The organism is Tissierella sp. P1 (assembly GCF_002266425.1).
Classification (GTDB): domain Bacteria; phylum Bacillota; class Clostridia; order Tissierellales; family Tissierellaceae; genus Tissierella; species Tissierella carlieri.
The window spans coordinates 58500-82703 of sequence record NZ_NPMN01000010.1 but is presented as its reverse complement, the minus strand read 5'-3'; the positions used below and the strand labels follow the sequence as shown (position 1 = coordinate 82703).

Genomic DNA, 24204 nt, shown 5'->3' with positions numbered 1-24204 from the left:
TCTCTTTATTGCTTCACCAATAATTGCAGCTCTAAGATGACCAACATGAAGAGCTTCGCAACATTTGCTCCACCATAATCTACTATAATTGTCATAGGCTTTGCTGGCTCAGAACAACCATATTTCTTATCTTTACTCATATCATTTAGGTAATCAACCAAGAAGTTATCCTTTATATTTATGTTTATAAAACCAGGTCCAGCAGAAGAAACATCTTTAAAAACATTAGTATTCTTCAATATTTCTAATATCTCATTAGCAATTTGTATAGGTGACTTCTTATACTTCTTAGATGCAGGTAAAGCTCCATTACATTGAAATTGACATAAATCAGTACGATTGGATATAGTAACATTTCCAAAATTTCTTTCATATCCACATTGCTCAAAAGCATCCTCAACCATTTTACTTAATATTTTAATTAGTTTTTCCATGAATTACCTCCTTAAATTAGACTATATTCGATATTTTATTAGATCAAATTATTACTAAAATATCAAAATATATATAATGATAAAAAAACCCGTCTCATATACTGAGACGGGTTTAAATCCGCGGTACCACTCAAATTGACATAAGTCCACTTAAATACTTTAACGCAGTAACGTATTATCCTTGCAATTGCTCAGACATATTCTCCGAGGCCCTTTTCACCATCAGCTTTCTTACAAGACTCTCACTCTGTTCTTGCTCGCTGTTAGAAACTCAAATGATTACTTTTCTCTTCCTAGAATTTCTAATTTTATTAATTATCGTTGATTTTATATTATATATTACGAAAAGTCAATGAAAGATTTTTACTAGGTTTCTTACAATATAGATATCGTGAATCTAGAGCTAAAAACTATTTCATTATAAAAGCTCTAATGATTTTATTCATTAGAGCTTTATTTTATCTGACTGATTTAAGTCTAACTATATCTTTATAATTATTGGCAGTAATCATCTGGACATCTGACATATCTTCTTTTATACCCTCTATATCCGATCCCATTTTCTCTAACTTATCAAATATAATCATTTGATTATCATTAAGAACTCCTATATCCTCTTTTAATTCAACCCTTACATTAGAAATTTCTTCTTTTAGCCCAGTTCTTACATTGGAAATCTCTTCTTTAAGTTCAGTTCTTACGTTAGAAATTTCTTCTTTTAATTCTTTCTTTGTATCTTGTAACTCTATATATAGTCTCTCTAATAGGTCAAATATCTGATCTTCTTTATTCATATGATCACTCCTATTATTTTTTCTATAATATGTATGGTGGAGGCGGTGGGTGTCGAACCCACGTCCGAAAACATTTCCACAAGAGCTTCTCCGAGTGCAGTCAGTAATTTGACATTCCCTCTACTTGACCCCTACTGACAGGATTCAAGTTTCAGTAGCTTCATAAGTTCCGTCCTTAGCTCAAAGCTTTGCTAAGTGCGGTGCCCCACTAGATTGACGCCCTATCTCAAGCCGTGGGTTACTCGAGTAGGACGAGCAGCTTAATTAAGCTGCAAATGCGTAATTATCGTTTGCGTTTAATTTAGTTTGCCACTTTTAGCGTTGCTTGGCGACAACGACTCGCTACTCCTGATTCCACATCCCCGTCGAAACCAAATTCGCCCCCATATTTAATTAGCAATTAATTATAGCAAATTTATTGAATTATGTCAACCATTAACCAATGCACAGTTCACAATTAATACCACAAAACTTATAATCTTCTAGTCCTTTTAATTGTGAATCGTCTACTTGTATTTCTCAGATGAATGTTGTTGCATTCTTCTTTCTGCATCCTTCTTCGCTATATCATCTCTCTTATCATATAGCTTCTTTCCTTTTGCAGTCGCTAGTTCTACTTTAACTAGCCCATCCTTTATATATACAGACAAAGGAACCAAGGTATAGCCTTTTTGCGTTATGGCAGCCATTAACTTCCTGATTTCCCTTTTATGCAATAATAATTTTCTCTTTCTAAGAGGATCTACATTATATATATTTCCCTGCTCATATGGGCTAATATGGAGATTATTTATAAATAATTCTCCCTTTTCTATGGAAGCATAGCTATCTTTAATATTTAACTTCCCTTGTCTAATGGACTTTACTTCTGTTCCAGTTAATATTAGTCCAGCTTCCATAGTATCCTCTATGAAATATTCAAATCTTGCTTTTCTATTAGTTGCAACTACCTTAGTTCCTATTTTTTTCATTCTATCACCACATTATAATTTCTTATGATTAAGTTTAACAAATATATATGGTGATGTCAATCTCCTATAGCAATTCAAAATCAATGTTTCTCCTCATTACATCAGCATCTATTACTCTTATCTTAATCATATCTCCTAATCTATATATTTTATTTGTTCTTTCTCCTATTATATAGTATTTTTCTTCATCAAAATGATAATAATCATCTAGCATATTATTAAAATGAACTAATCCTTCTATGGTATTTTCCAGCTGCACAAACATACCAAAATTAGTTAGTGAAGATACTATACCTTCAAATTCTTCTCCTATATGTTTAGTCATATATTGAGCTTTTTTCATATCTTCAACTTCTCTTTCCGCTTCTTCTGCTCTCCTCTCAGTCATAGAAGTATGTTCTGCTATCTCAGGTAAGTTTGCTTCTAGTTTTCCTTGAACTTGGTCACTTAGTTTCCCATTTAAATATGCTTTTATTATTCTGTGTATTACTAAATCTGGGTATCTTCTAATAGGTGCTGTAAAATGAGAATAATACTGCGCAGCAAGACCAAAGTGTATACCTGGCTCATTACTGTATATAGCCTTTTTCAATGACCTCAACATTAATGTGCTAATTAGCGTTTCTTCTTTCTTGCCTCTTATTTCCTTAGTCAATAGCTGTAACTCTTTTGGATGGACTTCTTGCTGCCCTTTTAATGTATATCCAAAATTGTGTATTAGCTTACTAAAAGTAGCTATTTTTTCGGCTGAAGGTTCTTCGTGTATTCTATATAAAAATGGAGTTTGTGACCAGAAAAATCGTTCTGCCACTGTTTCATTGCAAACTAACATAAATTCCTCTATTAATCTATTTGCTATTCTTCTCTCTTCTTTTCTTATTTCTATAGGTACTCCTTTTTCATCTAAGATAATCTTTGCTTCAGGAAAATCAAAGTCTATACTTCCTCTTCTTTCTCTCTTTTCATATAATATATGACATAATTCTTCCATTAGCTTTAAATCCTCTGCAACCTTAGACAATTTTTCCTTAGCCACTTCATCATCATTTTCTAAGAAATCAGAAACATCATCATATACTAATCTTTGTTTACTATTTATTAATCCTTCAACTATTTCATGGTCTACTACTTTACCTTTTCTATCTATTTCCATAAATACAGATAATGAAAGTCTATCTACATTAGGGTTTAATGAACATATTCCATTAGATAGTTCCTTTGGTAACATAGGTATTACCCTATCTATTAGATACACTGAGTTCCCTCTTTGCAATGCCTCTTTATCTAAAGTTGATTTCTCTCTTACATAGTGAGCAACATCTGCAATATGAACTCCAAGATAATAGTTTCCATTATCCTTCATTTCAATAGATACAGCATCATCTATATCCTTTGCATCGATTCCATCTATTGTAAAAGTATTTAAATGTCTTAGATCAACTCTACGCTTCGCTTCTTTAGGATCTACCTCTTGTTCAATATTCTTGGCTGCTTCTTGTACCTTATTTGGAAATTCCTCTGGCAAATTGAATTGTCTAATAATTGATAAAATATCTGTTCCCTTTTCATCTAAATATCCAAGAACTTCTATTACTTTGCCCTCTGGATTCCTCCTAGGCTCTGGCCATGTAGTTATCTCCACAACCACCTTTTGATTTGTCTTTGCATTGCGAGTCTTTGCCTTTGGGATAAATATATCGTATCCAATCTTATGATCATCTGGTACCACAAAGCCAAAATTCCTATTGTCTTCAAAGGTACCTACAATGATTTTATTATTTCTTTCTAGAATTCTGATTATTTCTCCTTCTTCTCGTCTATCCGTTTCTTGCCTTCTAGTAATATTGGCTATTACTCTATCTCCATGCATTGCTCCATTCATATTCTCAGCAGGAATAAATATATCTTCTCTAATTTTATCATTAGGAATAACAAATCCAAATCCTCTTTCATTTCCTTCTAAAATACCAGCAACTAAGTAATCATTATCAATTAAACCATATTTATCATTCTTGGCCTTTATTACTATACCTTCTCTTTCTAATCCCTCTAATATCTTATAAAAACTCTCTAAATCCCTACGTTCTATATCAAATTGTACGGCTAATTCTTCTTTTAACATAGGTTTATATTTCTTTTCTTCCATAAACTCTATAATCATTTCTCTAATACTCATCTTTATTCCTCTATCTGGGGTTTATATTTTTATATATTCTTTCTTTATCATTAGTATTTACCCATATTATATAAAAATAATGTAAGATATTAAAAATATCTTACACTTTTTTTACTTTTGAACCATATTGTGTCCTATTAAATAAATTTGCCTCGTAAGAGTACATATTTTCTTTCTTTTCTTCATGAACTTTTATTGCAATAGATATTAATTCATCTATTAATTTTTTGAAAGAATATCCTTTGCCTTCCCATAAATAAAATGCAATTGAACCAGGCAGAGTATTTATTTCATTGATATATACATTATTATTGGCATCTAATAAAAAGTCTATTCTCGATACTCCTCTACCATCAATAGTTATAAACGCCTTCTTTGCTAATTGTTCTATTTCTTGTCTAATATTATCTTCAATTCCAGCTGGTATTATTCTTCTTTCACCACTGGATTTTCCACCTTTTTCATTAGTTTTTACATATTTATCTTCAAAACTTAGAATCTCTTCCCAACCAATTGGTTCTTCACATAAAGATGTAATTACTTCATCATCAAATCCTAAGACTGCACAATTTATTTCTCTTAAATTTTCCACTGCTTGCTCTATTATTATCTTTCTATCATATCTAATAGCTACCTCTATAGCATCAACAAGGTCTTCTCTATTTTTTGCCTTTGATATCCCTATACTTGATCCTAAATTAGCTGGTTTCACAAATAATGGATAGGATAGTTTTGTTTCTATATCTTTTATAATTAAATCTTTATCTTTCAACCATTTAGATCTATAGAACCAGGTATAATCTACTACAGGCAATTCATTAGCCTTATATACATCTTTCATTAATATCTTATCCATACCTACTGATGAACCTAATACACCACAACCTACATAGGGTATATCCATAAGTTCAAATATTCCCTGCACTGTTCCATCTTCTCCATTCATTCCATGAAATGCTGGAAACGCTATATCTATCTCTCCAAGAATCTTCTTTCCAAATAATCCTACTGTCTTAGGATGTGAATAGATATTGTTATCTCCATGGTTAGGAGATAATATAATCTCTTTAGCATCCTTAAAATTTCCATCCTTGTAGTTTCTAAAATCCATTAAGCTACTTCCTGTCAGCCATTTTCCATCTTTGCTTACATAAATCGGTATCACTTCATATTTTGTCTTATCAATATTTTCTATTACCTGCATTCCTGTAATTACAGATACCTCATGCTCTACACTTAGTCCTCCAAATATTACCCCGATTTTTTTCACAAGAGATAACCCCCTTCCGATTCTTTACTTTACTCACTATAATTATCTGGCAAATCATTTTCAAATAAAACAATATCCTTTGGTCTTGCCAATTTTTGAATATGAGATGTCGCTTCATCTAAAGTATTTACTATAAATATGTTATCCTTGTTGTAATTCACTTCCATTAATCCATCATATATCGGTTTAGTCCTCTTTTCTCCAATAAGTATTACATAATCACAGACCTTCCCTATATTTGTACCAAACTCTTTGTTGGCTTCTATCTCCATTGCACCTAATTCTACCATGCCAGGTGTTACTATTATCTTTCTCCCTTCTTTAAACTGTGATAATACTTCTAAGGCTGCTTTAGACCCTATTGGGTTGGAATTAAAAGCATCATCTATTATGATAACACCCGTACCTGGATTTATTATATTTAATCTGTGTGGTATTGGTTCTAGACTCTCTATTCCATTTTTTATTTCATCAAAGGATAAATCTAATAATCTAGCCACTGCAACACCTGCTAAGATATTATAGACATTATGCTTTCCTAGGAGTTTAGTAGTACATCTTATAGAATTACCGTCTTTGTCTTTTATTGTAAAAGTAGATCCAAATTCGGATACCTCTATATCCTCTGCATATAAATCCAGATTCTCTATATCTTCCAGTCCATAAAGGATTTTTTCTTTAAATGTTTTATCAGCTAATTTCTTTATATATTCATTATCGTAATTAAATATGGCTACTCCATCTGTAGGCAATTCTTCAATTAATTCGTATTTTGTTTTCATTATATTATCTATATTTTTAAATGTCTCTATATGTGTTGGCCCAATGGATGTGATAACTCCTATTTTAGGTTGAACTAATTCTGCTACCTCCTTTATATCTCCAATATTTCTTGCTCCTAATTCTGCAATAAACACATTATGTTCGTGAGTTAAATCATTATTTATTACCTTTGATAGTCCCATAGGAGTATTATAAGATTCAGGAGTATTAAGTACTTTAAATTTTTCTTCCAATATATTTCCAACTATAAACTTTGTACTAGTCTTTCCAAAACTTCCCGTAATACCTACTACGATTAAATCTGCTCTACTTTTTATCTTTTCCTGAGCCTGTTCATAAAAACCCATATTAATTCTTTTTTCTATGGGTTTCAGTGAATTGTTTGATATTAACATAAGAAATGCTTGAAGATAATAGAGTATCCCTAATAAGACAATTAATATTACTAATGCAAAGAATGCATAGGCAGGCGGAGCTTCAAGAAAATTACGAGTCTTCAAGACAAATAATGCTACTAATATTATATTAAATATCATATTAGTTAGATATAATCTCTTTGCTCTATTAGTAAATACTAATGGTTTTTTAATTTCGTTATTATCATTTTTTAGAGAAAAAACTTTTTTCTTTATTGCTATTTATCCACTTCTGAAATTGCTCTGAGTTATATCCCTCAAGTTGGAGCATATGTAAAAAATATTTTGATCTATTTGCTATAAAAACTAAAGCCATAATACCTATTATAATTACTATAATTAACAAAATAATCCCCCCACAATTCAATGCACAATGCACGATGCACAATGCACAATTTTAAAAAATAAAATAGTTATTTTTTTATTCCCTTAACTGTGAATTGTGAATTGTGAACTGTGAACTGATTTTACTATTTATTATATTGCAAAAAATTTCTTAGTATTAATGTAAATCTTTGATAATCATCTAGATATGAATAATGTCCTGTATTTTCTAGTACTACTAAACCTGAGTCTTTTATTTCTTTTTCCATTATTTTTCCCATATATAAAGGCGTAGCTGTGTCTTTATCTCCCCATATCAATAGCGTAGGTGCTTTTATTTTGTTTAGTAAAGGTAATAAATTTTCATTGACTACTATAACTAATATTTTCCTCATGATACCTGATGAATCTTTATAATCTGTTGACCCAAATTTCTTATAAAACTTCTCCATCTTTTCTTCATTTTTTATCCAAAAGAAAAGACTTTTATATAAGAATTTTAAAGTTTTAAAGCTATAAACCTTTATATAGTATTTAACCCCTCTCCTTGGTATTAACCCTGCACTATTTACAAGTACAATCTTATCTACCATCTCTGGATATTTGCTTCCTAAAATAATTGATAGTTTTCCCCCAAAGGAATGACCTATTAGAATCACATTTTTAATTTCCATACTATCCATATATGCTTTTACTATATCTGCATACTTAAAAGAATCAATAGGTTCTTTTGGTTCTTGAGACTTACCAAAACCCGGTAAATCCAGTGCATGTACTTTAAATTTTTCCTTTAGTATATTAACTATTGGAAGTACCGTATTGATATTTGCACCCCAGCCATGAAGTACGAGTACATCTTTCCCTTCACCTTCTACTATATAATTTAGATTTATACCTTCAATATTCATACTAATATACCTCAACTCTTTTATATATTATTATGCCCTTAACTATATGATTATATCATATAAACACATATATTTACAGTAAAACAAGCTCTTCTACTAAAACATTTTTATTCATTATATATTTTTCCAGCATAAAAAAGTCCCTCTAAAAGAGGGACTTTTTATAATCCGTATAATTCTTCGATAGAATCCTTTTTAATTAGAATAAAATTCCATTTCCAAATATTTGTGCAAATACTAATGCTACTATTGTCATTAGTTTTATTAAGATATTTAATGATGGTCCTGAAGTATCTTTGAATGGGTCTCCTACAGTATCTCCAGTAACTGCTGCTTTATGGGCTTCGCTACCTTTGCCACCATGATTTCCTTCCTCAATATACTTCTTAGCATTATCCCATGCTCCACCAGCATTTGACATGAATATAGCCATTAATACTCCTGTAATCAATGAACCAGCTAATAGCCCACCTAAAGCTTCAGCTCCTAATAATAAACCTACAGCTACAGGTACAACTACTGCTAATAGTCCAGGGATTATCATTTCTCTAAGTGCTGCTTTTGTACTGATATCTACACAAGTAGCATATTCAGGAGTTGTTTTTCCTTCCATGATACCTGGAATTTCTCTAAATTGTCTTCTTACTTCTTCAATCATAGAGAAAGCTGCTTTACCTACTGCATCCATAGTCATTGCTGAGAATAGGAATGGTAGCATACCACCTATAAATGCACCTGCTATAACAGTTGGTTTTGTCATGTCTATACTAGAAAGTCCTACTGCTTGAGTATAGGAAGCAAATAATGCAAGAGCTGTAAGTGCTGCTGAGCCTATTGCAAATCCTTTTCCTATAGCTGCTGTAGTATTACCTACTGAGTCTAATTTATCTGTTATATTTCTAACGTTATCTGGTAATTCACACATTTCTGCAATACCACCAGCATTATCAGCTATTGGACCATAAGCATCTACTGCTATAGTCATACCTGCTGTTGATAGCATACCTACTGCTGCTAAAGCAATTCCGTATAGCCCTTGAGCAGCATCACTTGATCCGCCAGAAATATAATAAGCTACTAAAATACCAATAGCTATTATAACAATAGGTCCAGCCGTTGACATCATACCTACTGAAAGTCCACCAATAATATTAGTTGATGCTCCCGTTTCTGATTCAGTTGCTATTCTTTGTACTGGTTTATGATCTCCAGATGTATAATATTCAGTTATTCTAGCTATGATAAGTCCTACTGCAAGTCCAGATAATATTGCTATAAATGGCTTATATGATGCTAATATATAATTGCTCAAGAAAAAACCTGCAACTACTGTAATCAATGAACTAACTAATGTACCATTATTTAATGCCTTTTGAGGATCTTTATCTCCTCTAACAAAATAAACACCGATGATTGAAGCGATAATTCCTACTGCTGAAAGTGCAAGTGCAAAATAAACTCCCTTTTCTCCATATGCTACAAGTCCTAAGGTAATAGCTGATATAATTGCTCCTACATATGATTCAAATAAGTCCGCACCCATTCCTGCTACGTCTCCAACGTTATCTCCAACGTTATCTGCAATAACTGCTGGATTTCTTGGATCATCTTCTGGAATTCCTGCCTCTACTTTACCTACTAGGTCTGCACCAACGTCTGCTGCCTTAGTATAGATACCTCCACCTACTCTAGCAAATAATGCTATGGATGAAGCCCCTAATCCAAAACCTGTTATAATATTTGCATCACCAAATATTATGTAAAGTACTCCTACTCCTAAAATTCCTAACCCTACAACGCACATTCCCATTACTGCTCCACCTGAAAATGCTACATTCAACGCCTTAGTCATACCTGATTCCATTGCAGCATTTGCAGTTCTTACGTTTGCTTTTGTAGCTACCTTCATACCAAAGTAACCTGCACATATTGAAAATAATGCTCCAAGTAAGAAACAAATAGCTGTTTTAAAACCAAGACCAGGCACAATTGTTAAAATAACAAAAAGTACTACTACGAAAATTGCTAAAGATCTGTATTGCCTACTTAAGAAAGCCATAGAACCTTCTTGAATATAGGTTGATATTTCTTTCATCCTATCATTTCCAGGGCTAACTTTATTGATACTGTTTGCCTTATACAAAGCAAATAATAACGCCAATATACCCACTACTGGCGCAGCAATTAATGCCAAATTCATCTCCTATTCCTCCTTTGTTATTTAGCTGCTAAAACTAAAGTAGATATTATAAAAATAACAGCTGACACTACTGTTATTCTCTTAAGCATGTCTTCACGGCTTGTTCCTCTTGACTTACCCCATAATGAATCCGCTGAACCACCTGCTAAAGTACCCATCCCTTGTTCACTACCCTCTTGTAATACTACAGAAACTATTAAAGATAAGCTTGAAGCAAGAACTAATACTGAAAAGAATGTTGTCATATTTACACCTCCTACAAATATAGTAGATAGTAACATATCCCCTAAAACATTACTATTTTAACATAGTGAGAGCATAAAATCAATAGCATATGAACTCGTACATATGAAATAATAATGTGTATATTCCCTATTATTATCAAATATACACGGTCCTAAACTAATAAAAATTTATCTCCAATACTACTCTATCTCAATAAGACCATATTTAATTTTGACTCTATCTAGCTTTTCAATCATTGGCTGAGAAATAAAGAATAAGAAAAAAACTGTAGAAATAGAATGAACAATATTGAACCAAAACCCTGAAATATAAGTTGCTAATAAGGCTTTCCATGAAAAATTAAAAGTAAATATTAAAAGACTTCCAATATCTATAATTCCACCGTATATGAAAAGTGTAGATAATCCACCATAAATACATAAAGAAAATCTTGTTTTCTTGATAATTCTCTTTTGAAACAATATACCTGCTAGAAATCCTATTATTCCAAAGCAAAACATCTGCCATGGTGTCCACGGACCCTGCCCAAAGAAAAAATTAGACACAAATCCAGTCATTGCACCTACAAGAAAACCCGATTCTGCTCCAAGTGATACTCCAGTAATAATTACAATAGCCACGACAGGCTTAAATTGAGGGATCATATAAAAGGCACCTCTTCCTGCTACAGCTATAGCTGTTAATGCTGCAATAAGAACCAATTCTCTAGCCCGAGGCTCTTGACTTTCAAATATCATTATGAATGGAATCATGGTGTAAATGATAATTAAAACACTGATAAAATAATATTTTCTGTCATTTAAAAAGTACATTCCAAAAAAAATGGTGATCGGAATCAGCAATAAAATAATCATTGCTGAGACCAAGGTTCTAGGATTTAAAGAATCACTTTCTAGATACTTTCTTGACATAATTTAATCACATCCTCTATAGTTACTGCCTCTGGACAAATATGTCTTACAATACGATTGGCAGATGTGGTATAGAAACTGTTTCCGGCGAAAAATTCCTTTGTAGGCTTAGAACTAACTATATTTCCATCAAAGACCATAGCACAGGTGTCACCATACTTTGCACAAAACTCTATATCATGAGATACCATTACAGTTGTAACTCCTTTATTACTTAGAGCCTTTAAGATTCTTGCCAATTTATCTTTGAAAAAATTATCTAGGCCTTTAGTAGGTTCATCCAGCAGTAGTATTCTAGGTTCTAATAATAGTATTTTGGCAAGAGCAGCCCTCTGCTGTTCTCCTCCGCTTAAATCATAGGGATGCTGATTCAGTAAATTCTCAATTTCAGTGAGTTTTGCTATTTCTTTAATCTTATGAGACTTCTCATCCTTAGAAAGTTTTAAGTCTGACAATATCTCATATAAATCCAGTTCAACTGTCTTTTTCACAAATAGACTTTGGGGATTTTGAGGTAATACTCCTAAATTGTTGATAAATTTTTCCTTGGTACTCATCTTTGCTAAATTCTCATCCCATATAAATACCTTACCTCGATAGGGAGTTAATATTCCACAGATAATTGATAATGTAGTAGTCTTACCAGTACCATTTCCTCCTAAAATACAATAGATTTCTCCCTCTTTTACTTCTATAGACATACCCTTAATAGTATCTGGCATACCTTTATCATACTTAAACCACACCTCTTTGAGACTTATTACTGTATTCTTTTTCTCCCCCTGCCCTTCCATTGAAGGTTGAACTCTTATATCTTTTTTTCCTTTCATAAAAGAATCAATCCACCTTCTTCCCTCATTTACAGTAATAGGATAGGGCAATTGATTTTTCACTCCCGTGTATATCTGCATAGCTGATGTCATACTGTAAAACATTGGATTATTATTTCTATGTAAATCCTTACCTACTTCTTCTGGCATACCTTCACTGATAATACGTCCTTCATCCATAACTATAACCTTATCAGATATTGGAATTATTTCTTCTAGCCTATGTTCTGTTATTATTATGGTTGTCCCCAATTCTTGGTTAATCTTTTTTATTATTCCGATGAATTCAGAGGCTCCAATAGGATCTAACTGGGAGGTAGGTTCGTCTAATATCAATACAGAAGGCTGCATTGTCATTATCCCTGCTAAATTTAAAATCTGTTTTTGTCCTCCTGAAAGCTCAGTTACCTTTTTATGAAACCATGTATGGATACCAAAAAAACTAGCCATCTCTGCTACTCTAATTCGGATAGTCCTATTATCATAGCCTAGACTTTCAAGACCAAATGCCAATTCATGCCAAACTTTATCTGTTACTATTTGATTATCTGGACTTTGAAGTACATATCCAATTTGAGAAGCCTGAATTCGATTTTCTACCATTGATAAAACTTGTCCAAAAAAATATATTTCACCTTCCTTTTTTCCATGAGGCGCAAGTATGCTTTTTAATTGTCTAATAAAGGTACTCTTCCCTGAGCCTGATTTCCCACATATAGTTAAAAATTCTCCTGTATTGATTGTAAGATTTATATTATCTAATGCCTTCTTCTCCATTAAAGGGTATGTAAAACTTAAATTTTCGATTTTATAGATTTCCATCGAATTGCCTCCTGAATATTTATAATCACTGGCAGCATACATAATATTAAATATACTATATATATGAATATGCTGAATTCTGTTATTTCGCTAAATTTAATAGATGGGAAGAATTTAATTGTATTTTCACCTTTAAAAGCACCCATCAGGATAATCGATACCAACAATATTATAGCCGAAACTCCTATCTTATCCCTATTATCAAAAGAAAATATAGAAAAACTAGTCCTACCAGATAATCCGTAGCCCCTTGCTCTCATGGAATCTGCTGTTTCAATGGAGTTCTCCAATGCCCATGTGGTCATTATGGATAATATCTTTATTCCATTTTTAGCCCTTTTAATAATCCCTCCCTGAGACAAATCTCTTCCAATGGATTTCTGAGCATTGGAAATTATCTTTATTTGTTCTAAATATCTTGGGACGAATCGGAGAATCATTGAAAAAATTAAAGATAATGAAGGTATAATCCTACCAAAGAGATAGATGAACTTATCTGATGTCATAACTGCATTATAACAGGAAAACCATATAATAACTGTAATAAACATGGTTGCTGAAGCTATGCCGTAGAGTATGGATTCAAATGTAATAGGATTTCCATCCTTTAGATAAAATAATATGGTAACTCCTTCATGATTGAACAAAGGATTTAGAAATGCCATAAACAACAGCATAGGGAGCATATATACAATATTGATTTTTATACCTTTTCTTAATCCCTTTATCATCATTGAATAGGTAATAGCCGATATTAAGGCTATGATTTGAAATATGGGATGCATAAAAAACATACTAAAGATTAACACAACTAAAAAATATAAAAAATTTACTATAGGATGAAAACTAGAAAAACTATCATACATTATTCTTCTCCTCCTGTAACAGTGAGGCTGCCGCCTATATCCCTGCCTAAATCACAAGTATAAATCCATTCTATTACATCTCCGTCCTTTAATAGATATCTGCTGGCTCCATAATTGGGAAACCAATCATTGACCTTATACATCCATCCGCTTAATTCTCCACAGTCAAACTCATATATATTATTTATTCCCTCTATATAATGGCTGTTATATATTGGAGTCATTACAAACTCCATATGAATCTTGTTTTCTTTCATCTCTCTGAGAAGAACATCAAATACAGATTCTCCTTCATAGAAGTTCACTTCCTGAGGCGGATAAATAATTCCATCCTCTGGTAATACCTCCATCTTATCCTCATTAAACAGCCCCATATTATTTAATATGGTCTTACATGTGACGGACAAAGTTGTAGTTAGCTGCTTTTCTTTATTTATGGTTATATCTTGCCATTCAACGGGTTTCGGCTTTCCTTCTGGAACTGGGTCTGTTAAATATTTATCCTTATTATCTTTATTATTGTCTTCTCCTATTACTTTTTCTTTCTCGGATTTTTGCTCTTCATTTACTCTATCTTGATTTATGATTTCAGTATAATCAAGGGGATGAATTTCCTTATTTCCACCGTAAAAGAAAGTAATAGTCAATACAAAAATTAAAAATATTCCTATTTTAAATTTTCTATTTTTCATCTTTTTATCACCCTAATCTATATCTTAACTTATAGCTAATTGGCATCAGTCATGTTATAAAAGCTATTCCTCTTGTTCATATACCTTTCATATGCTACTATTCCATACATCCCCTGATCCGTTGCCATAGGGTCTACTGCTCCTGCTTGTGCTCCACCGTTTTCCTTTTCTCCTTCTCTTATATGCATAAACCCTCCGCCATCTACATAGAAGGTCATCAGATTATCTATTAAGGTTTTGCCATTTTTTATAAATCTGCTGTCATTTGGCTCAATGCCCAACTCTGTCAATGCCATAATTACCTGTACCACAGATTCGGAATTAGTAGCTCCCCAGCTCTCGTACCCTCCGTCCTTTAACTGAATCTGAGACAAACATTCAACTGCTCTATCTATGGATTCTTTCACTCTAGGGATATCCTCATATTTGGCTAAAGCCTGCAATACCATTCCTGTCATATCAGGATCTGCATTATCATCCCCTGTTATGGAAAATCCCCCATCTTTTAATTGTCTTTCTAAAATATTATCTATATACATTTCTCTTGTTGCTTGAATCTTCACCTCTGGAGTTAAAGGAATCTCATAGTCTTTAGAATCTAAAGCTAATAGGGCAAAGGTTGGACCATTTATTCCTTGAAATATCACCTTTTCATAATCTGCTAACTTTTCAAGCAGATTATATCCTGCAACATCTACCGGATTTTTTCCAATGGCAGTCAAAGCAAGGATAACTCTAGAATATTCTGTATATTTCCTTTCATGAAGTATACCTTGATTTTCTTCTAGAGTCTTTACAACGTTATCATAATAATTTTCGAAATAGCTTTCATCAATTTCTATATCCGCCCTTGCTAGAGACATTACAGTCCAATCTCCTCCTATTGAGGATATTGTTGGATTAGGTATAATCTCCTGCATAAACTTAGCTGTTTCTGCTATTCTTTCTTCTATATTATAATCAGTCGAAGATGTTGGAGAAGCACATGATATAAGGCTAGTGCTTATTATTATAATGAAAATAATTGACCATAATCTTTTTATTCTATTTTTCATATAAAAACCTTCCTTATCTGCATATTTAAATTCACAATTCACAATGCACAGTTCACAATTTATTAGATGAAAAACCCATAAAGAACTACAGAATTACATCCCGAGAGACAACTATAAATAGCTAAGCAATATACACAAAATTGGAAACTACCATTTTAGTACCTTGCTTAAAGTTCACAATGCCCAATTAAAACAGCGAATTTAATCTTTATATCTTTTAAATTGTGCATTGTGAACTGTGAATTGTGCATTACTGATATTCTAGTCTTTATAGATTATTCCGTAAATCCCTGCTGAAACTTTGTCGCAACGGAGTTTTCCACCGAATACATACCATTTTTCTGGAGGAACATCTTCAAAGTTGCCTTTCATATAATTATATTTTACAAATCTAAGCTTTTCAGCCGGATATTGTTTTTCCAAATTCAATTCATAGGAAAATCCGCCCTTAGTAGAATCTGATTCTACTTGAAATATATAGCCATTCCCCTTTACTTTATTCCATTTATCTCGTATATCCTTAGATACATCACATAGATTTAGTTTTAATCCAGATGCTGTTTCCATAAAGGGGTATATCTCTATATTTACAACTCCAGTGCTATATTTTATGAATTCATATTCTCCATTAGACAATACTGTCAGAACATCCTTAGGTATAGTTATTATATTGCTGAATTCTGGTTTAAAGTCAGCTACAGTAGGCATAATCTCTATATGGTTAAAGCGATCATTTATCATCAAGGAGCTACGACTATTTCTAGCTCTTGACCCAATCTTACCTACATCATTTAAAATCTTTGCCCTCTCTTTCAGTATTAGCTTCTCATCTCTTTCTGCTTGTATTTTTAATTCCTCTTCTGCTCTTTTTTCTTTAGCTTCCTTAGCTAATTCCCACCAAGAAATTTCTCCCCTTTTTTTGTAATAATCGTCTCGCTCTTTCTTATAGTTTTCATAATAATCATCCCAATAGCGAGACTCTTCTCTTTCTGTTGGCATATTTATTACCACCCTATAGGTCTTCTGAGTATTATTTGCTCCATATACTGTATAATAAACAGTTCTATTAAAATCTTGTGCTACGTCTTTACTTGGTGAAATAGTAACTCCTTCTGATATAGTTATACTTGGTACTAAATTTCTAAGCTCTATATTATATGGAAGACTTATTGTAATTCTTTCATTTCTATCATCTATTGAACCTTCATATCCTAGCAATGAAAATCTTATGATTCTAGGAAGTTCTGTTGTAGGTTCTTCTGCCTTCTCCCATTTTGCATATAGACTTATATCCTTTGTAATAGATGTATTGAAATTGAATATATTATTTAAGCTGGATTCTGTATACCAGTTTATAAACCTATATCCGTTTCTAATCGGGTCCTTTGGCTGGATAGCTGTTCGTCCCTCTATTACATTCTGTGAACTGACACTACTTCCCCCCATACTATCAAATATAATTATGAATTCATTCTGATCAGCCTTAACCTCTTCCCATTCTGCATACAAGGTTATATTTTCATTTATAGGAGTATTGAAGTCAAAAACTTGAGTTAAGTTTGAATTCTTATACCAATCTACAAATGTATAACCATTTTTAATGGGATTACTAGGTCTTATAGCTTTATTACCTTCTTCTATTTCTTGAGATGAAATACTATTTCCCCCATTGGTGTTGAAGTTTATTGTGTATTTTTGTTTTTCCTCTGCCGAAACTTTAATAGTTAGAACATATTCTTCTGTACTGTTTTCACCATGAAGTATGAACTTAGTCGGAGTATCTGCATATATGATATTAATTGCCTTTCCCTCTTGCCAGAATGGCCCTTTATATCCATCTTCCTGCTCTATAGTTACTCCATCTGTAGCTGTAATTTTAAGAACATATCCTCCTATACCTATGCTATCTATTTCCTCTTGATTCATATCCTTTGGAAGGGGAATGGTAATTTCTTTACCACTAATCTGTCCTTTTGCAACAAGTTGTCCATCTTTTAAAAGTTCTACTGCTTTTATTTCCAAAATCTCTTCTATAGGCTCTTTTTCTTTTATTGTTAATGTTAATTTAACTTCTCTATCATATCCTGCTACTGTTCCAGTAAATATCTGTGGCTCTCCTATCTTTGTTAAATCCACAGTATCTGGCGTCCATATAACTGGCATTTCTCTATTTGTCTTGTCACTCATCTTTACAGTTACTGTTTTAGGAAGCTGATAGCCTTCACCTACTTCTATACTTGTTTCAATATCCTCTATGGAGATTATAGTTTCCTGCTCCCTTTCCTTCACTGTCAATTTTAAACTTACAACAGGACTATAACCATCTACTTTCCCGAAAAACGGTAGAGTTCCAGCTTTACTTGTATCTGCTTTCTCAGGATTCCAACTTGTTACTTTTACAAAGGCTTCACTGTCATCACTCATTATTGCTTTTACTTCTTCCGGTAATTTATACTCCTCTCCTACATATGCTTCTGCCTTTATTCCATCTATTCGCTTTATTGTCAAATCTTGTTTTTCTTCAAAGTATGCAGTTATTTCTAATTCGAGTCCAGGTATCTCTATCATTTCAAATTCTATTTCTGAAGCTTTCAAATCTACATCAGGATTAGGCGTTCCTGTTCCTACAATAATAGGATAAAATTTCCACCCTGAAAACTTATAGTTCTTATTGTCAGAGGTAGCTGTTAATCTGACCTTATCCCCTTTAACCGCCTTTTCATGGCTAGAAGTTGCCTTAAGTTCAGGAATATCGGGATAATTAGTTGCAACCTTAATATTATTAAAAAAATCAAAATTTGCTTTAATATCAACTCTATTTTTATCTAACCCAAATAATCTATCATCTATTCTAAATGTAGTCATAGGATCTAAGCGATTCCCTAAAAGATCATTAAACTCTTCATTTTCATAAGCTCGTAGACCACTGGCCTTCCATTCTCTAAACCTAGTTTTTTCGCCATCTATTGCTTTTATCTCTGCTATTTCATTTTTACCTTTCTCCAGAGTTATAGTTCCTTTTAATTCCTCTCCCGAAACAACTCCTATTTTTAATGTGGGATCTTTAACCTTGTCAATACTATTTATATTTAATTGTATTTGAGAATTAGTTTTATCTCTTTCCTTTACTGTTAGGTTTAATACAACATATGGATTTCCGCCATATCCAAATATAGCTCCATAAAAGGTTTGTGTTCCTATTCTGTAAGAATCAACAAGGTTCATTGTCCATTCTACATCTAATTCTTTTTTTTTCCATCGGTCATTTCCACTTCAACAGTTTTAGGTAATTTATATTCTTCTGCATAATATATTTCTACATCTTTAGTTGTCATATCCTTTATCTTCACTTTAGGATTTGATTTTTCTTCAAAATGTGCAATAATATTAAATTCATTATATCTCCCTATGATTGGATCAATTATAAATTTCATGTTTGGGGCATTTATATTCACATCTTTATTTATAAGTTCAGGATGTATTGCAGCTTTATCCAATTCCCAAAATGAAAATTGATAGTCTTCATTTTCACATTTTGCCGATAATACTATATCTTCCCCAACTATCACTCCATTCTGTTCGGATTCAGCGCTCAATCCTTCTACATCTAATGGTTCAACCCTTATACTCACAGGCTTAACTGCTGTAAAATTTCCAATTATTGTAAGCTCATTATTCTTTGCATTCTTTAGATCATCAGTTACAGTAAATGTAGTTTCTAAATCCTTCTGGGACCCAAATGAAGTATTTGGTCTAACGGTATTCATTCCTTTTTTATACTGAGCAGTCCATTGAACAAATCTTTCATTTTCTCCTTGTCCTGCTTTTAGATTTATCTTATCTCCATTCTTCACTGTCATAGTTACAATTGAACTATATAATTCATCATTTACATATACTTGTGATTTAAGCCCATTTGCAATGGTTACTTTTATTTTTAATGTAAATCCTTCTTTGCTGAGAGTTGTAATTCCACGAGGTCCTAATTCTTCTTTGTTTAAGATTATATTTCCCTCTGTGAAATTAGCATATGTAGGAATACTACCAAAAAGCAATATTCCCGTCAAAAATAAACTAAGAATCTTTCTTATATTCTCTTTCATCTAACATCATCCTTTATACTTTTTTAATCAACTCTTTGATAATAGGGTATATCCAAATTTTCCTCCATATACCTCCATAGTAATGTAGAAGGCTTTGGTTCCGTTCTTCTTACTATGAGGCTATACTGCTTATAGATATCTCCTTTTTGGAGGGTATATACATTATTTTTTCTTAGATCTATGGACTGACTTAAGTCAGGATATATGCTAGTATCCTTACTTACTACGATTATAGGAAACACCCTATAATTTTCCATTTCAAAGGGAATCTCTATGAAAATCCTTCCACTTTCGTTGTCTATAGTTGCGTTTATTCCATTTATAGTAAAGGAGATAATCTCTATCTTATCTTTATCTGGATTCTCAGGGGCTACCCCTCCGTTGCCTCCGATGAATTTTACAATATAGGTATTCACATTACCTGCTTCATCTGAGAGGACATAATCCTTTAAATAATCTTCCAGGGAGTTATTTTTTCCATTAGGCATAGGGTCTATTGATTTTCCTGTCCAATTTATCTTTGGAATTTTACCCTTTAATTCCTCTTTAAATTGCTTTTCAGTCTTGTCCTCTGGTATATTGAGAGTTATTGAATTTTTATCTATTTTCCCAGTATGTCCCTCTATAGAAAATCCAGTAATCTCACTGTTTCCCCCTGCTTCCACATAGTTTATTTTTATATTGTATTCCACTGTATTATCTGCCGGATAAGGTACTATTTTATATATATTTTCGTCTTCAAAGCTTCTTAAAATAGTAGGTGCAGGCACTATGGATGTAGTACTCTTCTTAGGCTCATACTCCACTTCATTTGGCTTTATATTCTCTACATAAGCTCCAAAGGGAAGATTTATCTTTATTTCATTGAAAACAGTATCTATTTCTCCCTCTACACCACGAAGTACAAACTTCGTAAATTCATATTCATCTGCCTTTTCTATAGATACCTTTACAATATAGTCAGCCGTAGATCCATCCTTGGCTGTTACAGTATATATTACATCCTGAGTATAATCTCGATGTTCATTGGGATCAGGAGTTATACTTTCACCTTTGTACTCCATAGATACTACTAGGTTCTTCAGCTTGGATTCTTTCGTATCACTAGGGAGAATTACAGTTATTTCCCTTTTTTGTTTATTTATATTGACTTTAGCCTTAGAGAATTCCCTTATAATAAAGGATTCTATTTCTTTCTCCCCACTTAATACATCTTCTTTCTTCTCCACTATAATCCTATATATCTTTCTTGTACTCCCGTCTTCAGCAGTTACAGTATAGGAAATCTCCTTTGTAAAGTCTTGAGCTATATCTATGGAAGGACTAATGGATGCATTTTCAGAAATCTCTATAATAGGCATCGTATTCAATTCCTCATCTGTGGTTCCTATTGGCAGTTCGATTTTTATGATACCATTTTCATGGTGAATATTTCCCTTCTTGCCTAGAAGTTCAAAATAGATAATTTCAGTCTCACTGCTAAAATTTTTGCTAAAATCAAAGGGCACTCCATCATAATATAGGGAATAAGGCTTACTTCCCTCTTCTATAAAGTTTATATACCATTGAAGCATATACATTCCTTGGTAAGTTGCCATAAAATTATAACCATTACTGTCATGACCAAATCCATCCATATTTCTAGTTACAAATTTATCTATCACATTATATATTAAATTATCTTCCGATCCACTTGAAAATCTTTCATCAGAATAAGGGTCTATTCCCATGGAACATAGAGCTATAATTACTTGGTCCGCAGATTCACTGTTTATAGCTCCCCAAGCTTCGAACATATAATCATCTCTCATTGACTCTACCCCTAGAACTGTTTTATGACCTAATATGATATCTAAACCCTCATCCAATTTGTCTCTGACTCTCTCTCCATAGGTGGGATCATCTCTATAAGGGTATAAGGACTGCATAAGCATTGCAACCATGTCTATACCAAAGTCATCTGTACCGTACTTATGATCCAAAATAATATCCAACAGATTTTCTCTAGTATATCTTGCATTATCTGGAACAGAATAATTTCCCATATCTAACGAGATTAGTCCAAATATGAAATCATTTACTGTCCCGCTGTCACGGGAATAATTATATATATTATCTGTTAAATCTACTGTTTCCACACCATTTCCAGTTTTAAACGGTTCTCCGTTTATTTTATACTGTTCTAAATTACTTGCATCTATTCCCATGGCGGTAAGCATCATTACTCCCCTTGCCATGTCTGTCAATTTTATAGTTTTTAAATCTCTAATTTCCTTATATAAATCAAATCTTTTAGGTAAATCTTCTGCATTTTTTCTTATGCCATCTTCAAACCCATTCTCTATTCCCTCATAAAACCCTAGATTCATCCACTCCCAATCATCTGATGCACTGGACTCATATCTGTTTTTTATATTAGTTCTGATAGTTTTTAACTTATTTAAATATCCCTTATCAGGACCTGGTTTTTCTTCTCCATCTGACTTTATCTCAACATAATATAATTTAGAGCTCCCATTTTGTGCTGTTACTGTATAAGTAACCTTTCCCTTTGAAAAATTTACAGCTTCTCCACTGGCAGGCACTACCTTAGCGTATGGAGAAATTTCTATTGATGGCTTTATATTTTTTAAATCTCTATTAGAAGGAACAGTCAAGGTTATGTCCTTCCCATTGATAATCCCCACTATACTACCAACTCTAAAGGACAATATTTCATTTCCTTCTGCAGAATTTTCATATATTACATTAACCCTATAAGTCTTGGTATCGCCGTATTCTGATGTAACCTTATATTGAACTTCCTTAGACAAATCTTGCAACTCATTGGACCTTGGACTTATGGCTGCACGAAAATCTATCTCTATGATAGGCTTTAACTTTGTTAAATCCGTTCCATAAGGAACCTTTACTTCTACGGTCCCTTCTTCATGATTTATACTTCCAAGATATTCTCCTATTTTAAAGGATAATATTTTATTTCCTTGGGCTTTAGAAGTATTTACATTTAATATATACTCCTTTATTATTCCATTCTGTTTTACTTTTAAAGTTATAGGATTCCTTGCATTAAGTTTATCCTTATTTTTAAAGATTGCTTCATCTCCATTTTTATCTATGTAGTATATTTCATCTCCAGAATAGTATATTTCCAACGGAAGCTTCTCTAAATCCACTCCAAAAGGGATATTTAAGGTTATTTCATTATCTTCTATAATTCCTTCTACTTTTTTTCCTTCAGGACTAGTATATCTAACAGAATTTATAATAACCTGTGGTTCTCCTTCAACGACTTGAATTTTCCAGTCCTTTTTTATATTATCATAAGGTTTTGCACCATATTTTTCATAAAGTGCATCTATGGCTTGTACGCTATATATGGCAATTTTTTCCGATTTCAATTCTCCGCTTTTATACTTGGCTACTACCCAATCCGGAGTAGTTATCTTTACATTATCTAAACTTAATAAGGTGTCATCTCCAACATATAGAGTTACTTTGTTATTCTTTTTATCTATAATTCCGTGATATCCATCTACTTCAAAATCTAGTATCTCAGGCTCATTTACCCTATGGCTTTTTACATAATCTGCATGGGTATACATAGTTTCAATTGCAGCTTCTATTTGTTCTCTTCTTAAATCACGATCAAATTTTTTAGGGTATGGATTACCCTTCTCATCAAAATCTAACCGAGGATCAAAATAATTTTTTTGTAAAATCTTTGACCAATCATTGGCCGCAGCCTTTAAGTATCCAGCATGATTAGGGTGATAGTCGTTTACATTTCTTGGTAAACCTTGCGCTTCTATTTCTTCTGCTAAAGTCATCAAATCATCATATGCATTTACAAAAGGAGTCCATAAGTCTTCTACATCCTTTACATCTGTCCATTTAGACTGATCGTCACCTCTGTTTATTTTAAGCATAAACCAGATTGGCATTGTATCTAATTTATTTCCATTATCATATGTCCAAGTATATTGATGAGGTACAGGTAAAAAATAATCTGTCTTTTTTCCATCTAATGGCAAACCACCTGGATTAGAATAATAAGAAGGCACCACTGCTTTTGTAAGAGTCAGTTCATATGAATTAATATCTTTATCAGATGGAATACCTACATAATTTCCTCCTTGTCCTTGGATTTCTAAACCTATTGCCAGGGAATTTAAAAAATTTGAATTTATATTAATACTTTCTAAATTTCCGTTCAAAATTCTATTGTATTCCTTGGCATTTATAGTAGTAAATTTAAATAAGGACCATTCAATTTTTTCAGCATATAACACTAAATTACCAAATGTATTTAAAATAATTGATAATAATATTGTAAAAATAATGATTTTAGAATTTATTTTATTTTTCTTATACATTTTTTCCTCCATTATTTTAATTAGGAA

At 32.4% G+C, this 24204-nt stretch carries 18 protein-coding genes, 1 other RNA gene and 1 other annotated feature; all 19 genes read right to left on the bottom strand.

The window, feature by feature from the left end; all coding sequences use genetic code 11:
* Positions 1–5: 5 nt before the first annotated feature.
* Complete coding sequence (locus CIW83_RS22805; protein ID WP_201259755.1) at positions 6–434, bottom strand: hypothetical protein; 429 nt, start codon at positions 432–434, stop codon at positions 6–8.
* A 99-nt stretch (positions 435–533) separates the two neighbouring features.
* Positions 534–738: a binding site (T-box leader), on the bottom strand.
* A 154-nt stretch (positions 739–892) separates the two neighbouring features.
* On the bottom strand, positions 893–1228 hold the full coding sequence (locus CIW83_RS08955) for a hypothetical protein (RefSeq protein WP_094900499.1): 336 nt from the start codon (positions 1226–1228) through the stop codon (positions 893–895).
* 34 nt (positions 1229–1262) lie between these two features.
* Positions 1263–1613: a transfer-messenger RNA gene (gene ssrA, locus CIW83_RS08950) on the bottom strand.
* 121 nt (positions 1614–1734) lie between these two features.
* On the bottom strand, positions 1735–2199 hold the full coding sequence (gene smpB, locus CIW83_RS08945) for an SsrA-binding protein SmpB (RefSeq protein WP_094900498.1): 465 nt from the start codon (positions 2197–2199) through the stop codon (positions 1735–1737).
* Positions 2200–2263: 64 nt separating this feature from the next.
* Positions 2264–4375: a ribonuclease R gene (gene rnr, locus CIW83_RS08940; RefSeq protein ID WP_094900497.1), complete on the bottom strand. Its 2112-nt coding sequence runs from the start codon at positions 4373–4375 to the stop codon at positions 2264–2266.
* A gap of 100 nt (positions 4376–4475) precedes the next feature.
* Entirely contained in the window at positions 4476–5645 is a 1170-nt protein-coding gene (locus CIW83_RS08935; RefSeq protein ID WP_094900496.1) for a D-alanine--D-alanine ligase family protein, read from the bottom strand.
* Between the two features lie 29 nt (positions 5646–5674).
* Entirely contained in the window at positions 5675–6964 is a 1290-nt protein-coding gene (gene murF / locus CIW83_RS08930) for a UDP-N-acetylmuramoyl-tripeptide--D-alanyl-D-alanine ligase (RefSeq protein WP_235601276.1), read from the bottom strand.
* Positions 6965–7028: 64 nt separating this feature from the next.
* Positions 7029–7190, bottom strand: a complete 162-nt coding sequence (locus CIW83_RS23675) for a hypothetical protein (RefSeq protein ID WP_235601275.1) — start codon at positions 7188–7190, stop codon at positions 7029–7031.
* A gap of 124 nt (positions 7191–7314) precedes the next feature.
* Complete coding sequence (locus CIW83_RS08925; RefSeq protein WP_201259754.1) at positions 7315–8076, bottom strand: alpha/beta fold hydrolase; 762 nt, start codon at positions 8074–8076, stop codon at positions 7315–7317.
* A 199-nt stretch (positions 8077–8275) separates the two neighbouring features.
* The gene (locus CIW83_RS08920; RefSeq protein WP_094900495.1) at positions 8276–10276 is read right to left on the bottom strand and encodes a sodium-translocating pyrophosphatase; all 2001 of its coding nucleotides are present in this window, start codon (positions 10274–10276) and stop codon (positions 8276–8278) included.
* 17 nt (positions 10277–10293) lie between these two features.
* A complete protein-coding gene (gene secG, locus CIW83_RS08915; RefSeq protein ID WP_094900494.1) occupies positions 10294–10521 on the bottom strand; it encodes a preprotein translocase subunit SecG in 228 nt (75 codons plus the stop codon).
* Positions 10522–10701: 180 nt separating this feature from the next.
* A complete protein-coding gene (locus tag CIW83_RS08910; RefSeq protein ID WP_094900493.1) occupies positions 10702–11433 on the bottom strand; it encodes an ECF transporter S component in 732 nt (243 codons plus the stop codon).
* Positions 11415–13085, bottom strand: coding sequence for an ABC transporter ATP-binding protein (locus CIW83_RS08905; protein ID WP_094900492.1), 1671 nt, complete (start codon positions 13083–13085; stop codon positions 11415–11417). Before CIW83_RS08905 ends, CIW83_RS08910 begins: the two co-directional genes overlap by 19 nt.
* Complete coding sequence (locus tag CIW83_RS08900; protein ID WP_094900491.1) at positions 13058–13951, bottom strand: energy-coupling factor transporter transmembrane component T; 894 nt, start codon at positions 13949–13951, stop codon at positions 13058–13060. The genes CIW83_RS08905 and CIW83_RS08900 overlap by 28 nt, the downstream gene beginning before the upstream one ends.
* A complete protein-coding gene (locus CIW83_RS08895; RefSeq protein WP_094900490.1) occupies positions 13951–14643 on the bottom strand; it encodes a DUF4430 domain-containing protein in 693 nt (230 codons plus the stop codon). The genes CIW83_RS08900 and CIW83_RS08895 overlap by 1 nt, the downstream gene beginning before the upstream one ends.
* 35 nt (positions 14644–14678) lie before the next feature.
* Positions 14679–15698 (bottom strand): prenyltransferase/squalene oxidase repeat-containing protein, encoded by a 1020-nt coding sequence (locus tag CIW83_RS08890; RefSeq protein ID WP_094900489.1) that lies wholly within the window; start codon positions 15696–15698, stop codon positions 14679–14681.
* A gap of 261 nt (positions 15699–15959) precedes the next feature.
* Positions 15960–18923, bottom strand: coding sequence for an InlB B-repeat-containing protein (locus CIW83_RS08885; RefSeq protein WP_094900488.1), 2964 nt, complete (start codon positions 18921–18923; stop codon positions 15960–15962).
* A 14-nt stretch (positions 18924–18937) separates the two neighbouring features.
* Positions 18938–19801, bottom strand: a complete 864-nt coding sequence (locus CIW83_RS08880) for a hypothetical protein (RefSeq protein WP_094900487.1) — start codon at positions 19799–19801, stop codon at positions 18938–18940.
* 23 nt (positions 19802–19824) lie between these two features.
* Complete coding sequence (locus CIW83_RS08875; protein WP_094900486.1) at positions 19825–24177, bottom strand: hypothetical protein; 4353 nt, start codon at positions 24175–24177, stop codon at positions 19825–19827.
* Between the last annotated feature and the right edge of the window lie 27 nt (positions 24178–24204).

Bases quoted from the DNA above. Each gene is read 5' to 3' on its own strand.
- CIW83_RS08895 (WP_094900490.1), bottom strand. From the start codon at position 14,643: ATGAAAAATAGAAAATTTAAAATAGGAATATTTTTAATTTTTGTATTG.
- smpB (WP_094900498.1), bottom strand. From the start codon at position 2,199: ATGAAAAAAATAGGAACTAAGGTAGTTGCAACTAATAGAAAAGCAAGA.
- CIW83_RS08875 (WP_094900486.1), bottom strand. From the start codon at position 24,177: ATGTATAAGAAAAATAAAATAAATTCTAAAATCATTATTTTTACAATA.
- CIW83_RS08900 (WP_094900491.1), bottom strand. From the start codon at position 13,951: ATGTATGATAGTTTTTCTAGTTTTCATCCTATAGTAAATTTTTTATAT.
- CIW83_RS08905 (WP_094900492.1), bottom strand. From the start codon at position 13,085: ATGGAAATCTATAAAATCGAAAATTTAAGTTTTACATACCCTTTAATG.
- CIW83_RS08910 (WP_094900493.1), bottom strand. From the start codon at position 11,433: ATGTCAAGAAAGTATCTAGAAAGTGATTCTTTAAATCCTAGAACCTTG.
- CIW83_RS08885 (WP_094900488.1), bottom strand. From the start codon at position 18,923: ATGAACCTTGTTGATTCTTACAGAATAGGAACACAAACCTTTTATGGA.
- rnr (WP_094900497.1), bottom strand. From the start codon at position 4,375: ATGAGTATTAGAGAAATGATTATAGAGTTTATGGAAGAAAAGAAATAT.
- murF (WP_235601276.1), bottom strand. From the start codon at position 6,964: ATGATATTTAATATAATATTAGTAGCATTATTTGTCTTGAAGACTCGT.
- CIW83_RS08880 (WP_094900487.1), bottom strand. From the start codon at position 19,801: ATGAAAGAGAATATAAGAAAGATTCTTAGTTTATTTTTGACGGGAATA.
- CIW83_RS22805 (WP_201259755.1), bottom strand. From the start codon at position 434: ATGGAAAAACTAATTAAAATATTAAGTAAAATGGTTGAGGATGCTTTT.
- CIW83_RS08955 (WP_094900499.1), bottom strand. From the start codon at position 1,228: ATGAATAAAGAAGATCAGATATTTGACCTATTAGAGAGACTATATATA.
- CIW83_RS08890 (WP_094900489.1), bottom strand. From the start codon at position 15,698: ATGAAAAATAGAATAAAAAGATTATGGTCAATTATTTTCATTATAATA.
- secG (WP_094900494.1), bottom strand. From the start codon at position 10,521: ATGACAACATTCTTTTCAGTATTAGTTCTTGCTTCAAGCTTATCTTTA.
- CIW83_RS08920 (WP_094900495.1), bottom strand. From the start codon at position 10,276: ATGAATTTGGCATTAATTGCTGCGCCAGTAGTGGGTATATTGGCGTTA.
- CIW83_RS08925 (WP_201259754.1), bottom strand. From the start codon at position 8,076: ATGAATATTGAAGGTATAAATCTAAATTATATAGTAGAAGGTGAAGGG.